5 protein-coding genes are annotated in these 8,555 nt (G+C 61.8%); 2 read left to right on the top strand and 3 right to left on the bottom strand.

Going from position 1 to position 8,555, the window contains the following annotated elements:
- The first annotated feature begins 57 nt into the window (after positions 1 to 57).
- Together OCS65_RS07730 and glmS are read left to right on the top strand one after the other, a co-directional pair.
- The gene (locus tag OCS65_RS07730; protein ID WP_373566446.1) at positions 58 to 1,887 is read left to right on the top strand and encodes a DUF4012 domain-containing protein; all 1,830 of its coding nucleotides are present in this window, start codon (positions 58 to 60) and stop codon (positions 1,885 to 1,887) included.
- 458 nt (positions 1,888 to 2,345) lie between these two features.
- Positions 2,346 to 4,211: a glutamine--fructose-6-phosphate transaminase (isomerizing) gene (gene glmS, locus OCS65_RS07720; protein ID WP_263509334.1), complete on the top strand. Its 1,866-nt coding sequence runs from the start codon at positions 2,346 to 2,348 to the stop codon at positions 4,209 to 4,211.
- A 777-nt stretch (positions 4,212 to 4,988) separates the two neighbouring features.
- Here the strand turns inward: glmS and OCS65_RS07715 are convergent.
- The 3 genes from OCS65_RS07715 to OCS65_RS07710 all read right to left on the bottom strand — a co-directional run bounded on the left by OCS65_RS07715 (position 4,989) and on the right by OCS65_RS07710 (position 8,510).
- The gene (locus tag OCS65_RS07715) at positions 4,989 to 6,155 is read right to left on the bottom strand and encodes an MATE family efflux transporter (RefSeq protein WP_251549628.1); all 1,167 of its coding nucleotides are present in this window, start codon (positions 6,153 to 6,155) and stop codon (positions 4,989 to 4,991) included.
- Between the two features lie 83 nt (positions 6,156 to 6,238).
- Positions 6,239 to 7,102 (bottom strand): glycosyltransferase family 2 protein, encoded by an 864-nt coding sequence (locus OCS65_RS29930; RefSeq protein ID WP_373566447.1) that lies wholly within the window; start codon positions 7,100 to 7,102, stop codon positions 6,239 to 6,241.
- Positions 7,103 to 7,115: 13 nt separating this feature from the next.
- Entirely contained in the window at positions 7,116 to 8,510 is a 1,395-nt protein-coding gene (locus OCS65_RS07710) for an oligosaccharide repeat unit polymerase (RefSeq protein WP_251549630.1), read from the bottom strand.
- Positions 8,511 to 8,555 lie beyond the last annotated feature (45 nt).

Here is an 8,555-nt window from a genome sequence, read left to right as displayed (position 1 = left end):
ATCCGACCGGTTTCTCGGATATGGTCGCCGCGGAGGAATCGAAGGGGGTTTGACCGCGTGAACGATGTTACCGACGAGTCACTTTCGCCGGAACCACGGCGGCGCAAGGTGCGCCGACGCAAGACCGACGAGCAGATCGCCGCCGAGCGCCACAAGCGCCGGACCGTCGCGATCGGTTGCACCGCAGGAGCGGTCGTCGTCGTTGGCCTCGGAACCTGGCTGGCTTACGAAGGGCTGCAGGCGAAGTCGAGCCTCGAACAGGCACGGGACTATGCCACCAGTTCCAAAGAGGCTCTGCTGGCTGGCGATACCGAGACGGCCCTGCGCACCGCCGGCGACGCCGACAAGTACGCGAAGCAGGCCCAGGACTCCACCCACTCGCTGCCGTGGAACATCGCCGCGGCGATCCCCTGGCTCGGCAGCCCCTTCGCCTCGAGCCAGCAGATGAGCGACGTTGTGACAGGCCTCACATCGGATGTTCTGGTGCCTGCCGTGGATGCCGGCTCGGCCGTCTCCCCCGATCAGCTGATCCTCGACGGCGCCCGCATCAACCTCGCCGCCCTGCGCGACGCCGCCCCCGTCCTCGAGACCACCGCGGCGGCGGCCGCCGAACTGGACGCGCGCGCGCAGAACATCGACGGCACCTACCTCGGCCCGATCGACGACGCCCGCGTCCAATTGCAGGACCAGACAGCCGAATTGTCCGGTTTGCTCCACAACACTTCCCTCGCGGCCGAGATCGCGCCGGCCATGCTCGGCGCCGACGGGCCGCGCAGCTACTTCATCGGCTTCCAGACCAACGCGGAGGCTCGGGGCACGGGCGGCCTGCTCGGCGGGTTCGGCATCGTCCGCGCGACCGGCGGTGTGGTGCGGGTCGACGACATATCCAGACGGGACTTCATGGGTCCGTTCCAGCCGATTGATCTCGGCCCCGACTTCCAACGCACATATGGACACAGCCAGCCGACGACTCGGGCTGTGAACAGCAACGTCAGCTCCCACTTCCCCTACGCCGCGCAGATCTGGCAGTCCTTGTGGCTGCAGGAATCGGGTGAGCGCGTCGACGGCGCCGTGGCCACCGATCCGGTGGCGCTCAGCTACGTCCTCGAGGTGGTCGGCCCAGTCATACTGCAGGACGGTGAGAAGATCACCGCCGACAACGTCGTGGAACTCACCGAATCCAACGCGTATTCGCGCTTCGGCGACAACCAGGCGGCGCGCAAGCAATACCTTGAGCGGGTGGCATCGGCAGTTGTCCAGAAGATGACCGGCAGCATCAGTCGTCCCCAGGCCCTTCTGGAGGCGCTGGGCCGCGCAGCCGGCGAAGGGCGTCTCGCCGTGTGGAGCGCAAATCCCGACGAACAGGCGGTACTTGCGGACACACCTTTGGGCCACACCGTTCCCGACGATCCGGCACCGTATGCCGGGGTCGTGGTCAACAACCTCGGTGGAAACAAGCTGGACTACCACCTGAGGCGGGAAATCGAGTACACCGCCAGCTCGTGCCGCGGCGACACTCGGACCTCGACGGTCGCAGTGCGACTGACCAACGACCTTCCGGCCGGCAACTTCACCAACTACGTGGCCGGTATGTTCGACAACCCCGTGGGCGCACCGTTCGGCTCCAACCTGACTGATCTGTCTTTGGTTGCGACGCGGGGTGCCAAGCTCGACAAGGTGACGGTGAACGGCACGGCAGCAATGAGCTTCACCGGGCGGGAACTCGGCCATCCGGTGTACAGCGTCCAGTTCGCGATTCCACGTGGCGAAACGGTCGAGGTCGTCTTCGAACTGACTGAACCGACGGCGGGTGGCGAAGCGACCGTTCCGGTACAGCCACTCGTCGATGAGCCGAAGGTCAGCGCGGAAGTGCCTGTGTGTGATTAAGAGCGGGTCGACGACTTACCGCCACCGCCCTGGACCGCCTCGCTTGTAACGTCGGTGTCGGTGGGAGTCCCAGAACCCCCATGTTGCAATTGCGAAACCAACGAACGACAGCAGGTCTGATTCGGTGAGTCCATGACCGGGGTTCAGGACGTACAGCACTCGACCCTCCAGCGGGCCGTTAAGCGGAAGCCAAAGGAAAGACGCCAGCACAGTTGCTGCCGCGGACAATACGTTTGGCCGAGCGAGACACCATGCCGCGGACGCGAAGAGCGAACACATGAAGACGAGGCCATGGAAGACAGCGGTATCAGTCACATTTCCCCAAACACTTGAACCACGACAACTTTGAGGCTGACAGTAATTCTTAGATTTGCAGCCTCACTCCGAGGTAGCCCGCGAGCAGGCACTGATCTCTTCTCATTCTGCCTAAGTACCCCAACACGAATAGGCTTTCCTCCATGTGCGGAATCGTGGGGTACGTCGGGCATCGCCCGGCTCTCGATGTCGTGGGGGAGGCACTGCGGCGGATGGAGTACCGGGGCTACGACTCGGCCGGTGTGGCGGTCCTGGACGGTGCGGGCGGCCTGGCCGTCGAGCGCAAGGCGGGCCGGCTGGCCAATCTCGAGGCCGAGCTCGACGAGGTGGGGGTGGAGCACTTCGCCGGCACCACCGGCATGGGGCACACCCGGTGGGCCACGCACGGTCGTCCCACCGACCGCAATGCGCATCCGCACCGGGACGGGTCGGGGAAGGTGGCGGTGGTGCACAACGGCATCATCGAGAACTTCGCGCCGCTGCGGGTGGAGCTCGAGAAGGCCGGGGTGGAGTTCGCCAGCGACACCGACACCGAGGTGGCGGTGCATCTGGTGGCCCGGGCGTATGCGGACGGGCCGACCGCGGGGGACTTCGAGGCCAGTGCGCTGTCGGTGCTGCGCCGGCTCGAGGGGGCCTTCACGCTGGTGTTCACCCATGCCGACCATCCGGACACGATCGTCGCGGCGCGCCGGTCGACGCCGCTGGTCGTCGGGGTCGGCGACGGCGAGACGTTCGTGGCCTCGGACGTGGCCGCGTTCATCGAGCACACCCGGCACGCGGTGGAGCTGGGCCAGGACCAAGTGGTGGTGATCACCGCCGACGGGTATCAGGTGTCCGATTTCGACGGCGGCACCGACGCGGTGACCCGCCCGTTCGAGATCGACTGGGATCTGGCGGCCGCCGAGAAGGGCGGCCACGACTACTTCATGCTCAAGGAGATCGAGGAGCAGCCCGCCGCGGTGGCCGACACGCTGCTCGGGCACTTCGCCGGGGGCCGCATCGTGCTCGACGAGCAGCGGCTGTCGGATCAGGAGCTGCGCGACGTGGACAAGGTGTTCGTCGTCGCGTGTGGCAGCGCCTACCACTCGGGTCTGGTGGCCAAGTACGCGATCGAGCACTGGACGCGGTTGCCGGTGGAGGTCGAGCTCGCCAGCGAGTTCCGGTACCGGGATCCGGTGCTGGACCGGTCGACGCTGGTGGTGGCGATCTCGCAGTCCGGGGAAACCGCCGACACCCTCGAGGCGGTGCGGCACGCGAAGGATCAGAAGGCACGGGTGCTGGCGGTGTGCAACACCAACGGCGCGCAGATCCCCCGGGAGGCCGACGCGGTGCTCTACACCCGGGCCGGCCCGGAGATCGGGGTGGCCTCGACCAAGGCGTTCCTGGCGCAGGTCGCCGCGAACTACCTGGTGGGGTTGGCGCTGGCGCAGGCCCGCGGCACCAAGTACCCGGACGAGGTGGCCCGCGAGTACGCCGATCTGGCCGCGATGCCGCACCTGATCGCGCGGGTGCTCGAGACGGTCGAGCCGGTGCGGCGCCTGGCGCGGGAGCTGGCGGCGTCGTCGACGGTGCTGTTCCTGGGCCGGCACGTGGGGTATCCGGTGGCGCTCGAGGGTGCGCTCAAGCTCAAGGAGCTGGCGTACATGCACGCCGAGGGCTTCGCCGCCGGCGAGCTCAAGCACGGTCCGATCGCGCTGATCGAGGACGGGCTGCCGGTGATCGTGGTGATGCCGTCGCCGAAGGGGCGGGCGGTGCTGCACTCGAAGCTGCTGAGCAACATCCGGGAGATCCAGGCCCGCGGTGCCCGCACCGTGGTGATCGCGGAGGAGGGCGACGAGGCGGTGCGGCCGTTCGCCGACCACCTCATCGAGATCCCCGCCGCGCCGACGTTGCTGCAGCCGCTGCTGTCGACCGTGCCGCTGCAGGTCTTCGCCGCCGAGGTCGCCCAGGCGCGCGGCTACGACGTCGACAAGCCACGCAACCTCGCCAAGTCCGTGACGGTGGAATAGCGGCTGTTCGCAGTTAGCAGTCGCGTTGATGCCGGCTGGGTGTGCTCCGACGTGAGCGGCGGCTCCATGCCCACCGTACCCGCCCTCGCTGATGATCGGGATTGCGGAACATGAACGCGATCCGTCCGACGTACTTCATCATCCCCCTATCGAGTCCGGCATCGCCGACCGTGACGACCCGACCGCGCACGGTGTGCCAGCCGCACCGGTCCTCGGCGGCGACGGCGGCCACCGAGCGGCCTGCGTCGATGACGGCCGCGGCCGTCATCGCGTCTTCACCCGCAGGGAGACCCGGGCACGGGCCGGCAAGCCCAGTACCGACTCGGTGACCACCATGCGATAGCCTGAATTGTTGTTGCACAAACACTTCCGCTCGGCCACTTGAGTCGGAGCGGTCGGGGCCGACCTCGATGTCAAGGGAATGGGTCGCGACCCAATGCGTCGCCCGCGCCGACCTCTGCCCGCACTGCGGCCACACCCGACCCACCGCGGATCGGTGCCGAGCCTGACGAACAGACCGCCGTCGCCGACGCGCCGCGATGGCTCGACGTCGAGATCGTGCAGCCATCAACTACCGTGAAGCATGCCCGCGTTCCTTGACGGTCTGGTGGCCTTAAGAACGGCCAGCTCACAAGCGCGCGGGCCCATCTTCAATCACCGAAACGGCACCGGATCGGACAACATCAAGCCCTACCAACTACGAAGAGCCGGAGTAGCACAACACCCCTAAGGCGCCGACACAGCTACGGCCTATCCGCAGACGCGAGACTCGCAGATTTACCGAGTTCGATTTACCGCAACACCAAACAGCGCGGCGGCAATCAGTCCATACGAGATCGATTCTGCATAAAGGGCGCCTGGCGCTCCGTAAAGATACGCGCCGAGCGGCCCCAATCCGAATGATACTAAAGTTACAATAATCCGCATTCTCGTCGCTGGCCATGCTATCCCCATTGCGCGAAGGACAACCGTCGGAACGCTAGAAATGCCAGCCATTAACCGATTCAAGGCTGCCGGAACAATCACAGCACCAATGAGAAACCAAGTCTCACCGAAAAGGCGTGCGCCCAGCCAATCCGGAACAACAGCGAGCCCGAAGGCAGTACCAAACACCGCCGCAGCAACAATCAACGACATTTGCACTGACACCCGACGTATCCCCGCACCCGATCGCAGCTCCTCCCGCTGAAGATGCCGAAGATACGACGACCGAAGGAAATTAATCGCAACGCTTGTCACACCAAAAATGGTCAATGCCGTTCGAAACACTGCGACCTCTTCATCACCAGCAAAGACTGCAATCAGCACCAGTGTTAAATACCCAATGCCTGCGCCAAGGACCGCCTCCACCACAAACGCCGACGACTGACTAATCGCAGATCGGCACCAGCGAAGCGAGTCTCGAAGAGACCACCTATATTGACAATATGCAACGACAGAAACCGCGGACAAGAATCCACCACAACCCCACACAGCCAGCATCGCGGACGGGCCGAGTTCGAATGCCCCAGCCGCGGCCATCCCACCACTAACACCAACAAGAAGTAGAGAGTCGGCAACCAGGAGCGGTGTCAATCGCTCGCCGGCGATCAGTGCATACCTCACAGTATCGTGGAGAATCATACCAATCGCCGAAACCGAAACGGCAACAAACACTTCGCGATACCCGTCCCAAACGACAGCAGCAATCAACGATCCCAATCCTGCAATCCCGCCGACAATAACTGCGAGACCAAGGCAGCTATCGATCTCCGATGCGACTGTCCGATGAAGGCTCCGACGAACGAGTAAAGTCTCACCGCACAGCGCTCGATTCACACTTTGAGCAAGAAGCACGGACGAAACGCCGAGAGAGAACTGACCCAACCCCACCGGCGAAAGGAAATTCGCCGCTACAATCAAAAAGGTCAGCGTACCCAGACTTGCGATAAGTTGATCAGCCATCCCCAACGTTAGCCTACTGTTCCTAAACAGTATCCACCTCCGTAAGGGGCTTCGGCACACCACGCGCATAAGCTCAATCGAAACTAGGAAGGCTTAACGCATTTGCCCAAAGGTTTCGCCCTCCCGGCAAGTCCCTCCATTCTCCCAACAAAAACGGAAAGTCCATCGAGAAATCCCCGCCAGGACCGCGGTTTGAACATCAACAGTCGACCGAGTGAACGGAGAACGAACTCTCCCCTTCGAGGCCGAGAATATCGCATCGCATAGACACGACCTGTCCCTCGTGCGTAATTGCGCAGGCGCAACCGAAGTAAGCCAACATCCCGAACAGCAAGATCATCCTCGTAAACAACCATTCTACTCACATACCGAATCTTCATGCCCGATCCTAAACCACGGAGCAACAGATCGGTCCCCTCACCAGACTGCCACGGCGAATCAGCCCCGACTCCCAAAGACTCGTCAAAGCTCCCGACACGTTCAACAAATCTCCGACTTAACACTAAACCCGCCTCGATCGCCGAGGACCAAACCGAACGATCGTCAAGCCACATATCATCGGCCCCGAAAGCGACTCGCGGAGCATCCAAACCCCCCGTTACCACTTGGCCCGACACCGCATCTGCTCCCGCCTCTATCGCTGATGCCGCGACCGATAATGCACCGTCTGCATACCATGTATCGTCGTCGGCCAGAGCTACCGCGTCCCAATTACATTCCAGAGACTCGATTCCGACCCGCCGAGCGCGAGCGACACCAGGCAAGGATTCAACAACACGGACCGTAAAACTCAGGCCGGACGGAATCTGAGAAAGAACCGACGATGCCTCGCCCTGGTTTACAATTACCACCTCACAAATCGACACCGACTGGCGATCTATCGAACATATCAACCGCTCCAACGAGTTCCGTACGCCAAGGGTTGGCACCACAACTGCGACCTCCATATGCAAGTACCTCCTAGCGATCCGCTTCACTAATATTCGCAACTTGGGAAACGGGTATTGAAGCACGAATACGGTGTCTCGTTCGAACCTCCGGACCACGTACCCTATGTAAGGCAATCAGAAGAACTACGCCCCCCAGTAACACTGGCGCGAACCTACCATGCGTCCAGTAAATAATCCGCAAGAGTTCCAGGATGCCCACAAACGACGAACAATACATCAATAGCGATACCAAGTGCCCCTTGCGCATTCTCGAATAAAGGATGCCAATACCAACACCCAACACGAACCAATACGCCATGCTGAGGAATGTACCGAGGTCCGCGTCCGTCACAAGGAACGTGCCGATATTCGTGTACTCAGGGTTACCCCCTCGCGCGAGGGCCATTCGCCACCACATTGAGGACTCCGCACCGGAAACTTCCGGCTCACCAAACAACTGGCCGACCAACGGCGCATTCCATAGCGCAGCGAAACTCCGATCAAGACTCTGGTATTGATCAGAGACCATCCCATGATATAGCGCAGAATTGTTGACAGCCGTAACGTAATATCCCAACAATCGCTGCGAGTTGAACTCCCAGAAACTCACGCCAAGCGTCTGGCGGTAAAACGACCAACTTCGAGTGTATTCAAATATGCCGAAAATCGACCAGAGTCCCGGAACCGCAAGAAATGGTGCCCAATTGGAAAAGAACCGGCTGAGCCGGGATCTCGATGACGCCCGGTGTACAACAACAGTAACAAGCGCAAACGGAACGACTGCCTCGATGAGGGCGAGCCGCTCAGCGTAGAAGAAGGCTCGAAACGCGCCTAAAGCAACCAACACCACAATGTACTTCCGCATACCGACAACGCTGCAGCGAACCAGGAAGGTCGCTAATGCAATCGCTAACGGGGCCAATTGCGTAAGCGTGGTTATACCTGTAATGGGCGCACTCAGTTGCTTGACCTGGCTGACTGCTCCCGGCTCCAAGTTAAACACGGCGACAAGCTGCCCAAAGTTGACGCCTCGAACTCCGGCAGACACGAGCCAAAACGCATAGCCGAATAACGCACCACCGAAGAACCATTTTGTTATCGAGACTAGGGTGGTTTCCGTGCAAGCGGACACCCGCAGCTCATAATAATTCTTGGTTCGCTTTCCAGATGAAATAAAAATTCCGGCTAGAAAAACAAGTGCGCTGCAGGCGGCCGTAAGCAAATAGTTAGATGTCAAATACTTCGGGGTTTGCCATAGTGCGTACGAGTAATCATCCACTGTCCAAAGGACCGACAGCATAAGGGCAATGAGCACGCTCGCAGCGACAGCCGGGTGCAGCCACCACGGAAAGTAGAGGTGCACCGTCGGCTCAGGGGCGCCTTCCTTACTATCGGGGCCAACCGTGCATGGTGGATCGAACGGCACATCACACTCCAAACGTTCAGCAATGCAGGATCTCAACGACGCCGG

This window comes from Rhodococcus aetherivorans, from assembly GCF_025722975.1.
GTDB classification, from domain to species: Bacteria; Actinomycetota; Actinomycetes; order Mycobacteriales; family Mycobacteriaceae; genus Rhodococcus; species Rhodococcus aetherivorans.
The sequence above is the reverse complement of the archived record's forward strand: the minus strand, read 5'-3'. Positions and strand labels throughout refer to the sequence as shown.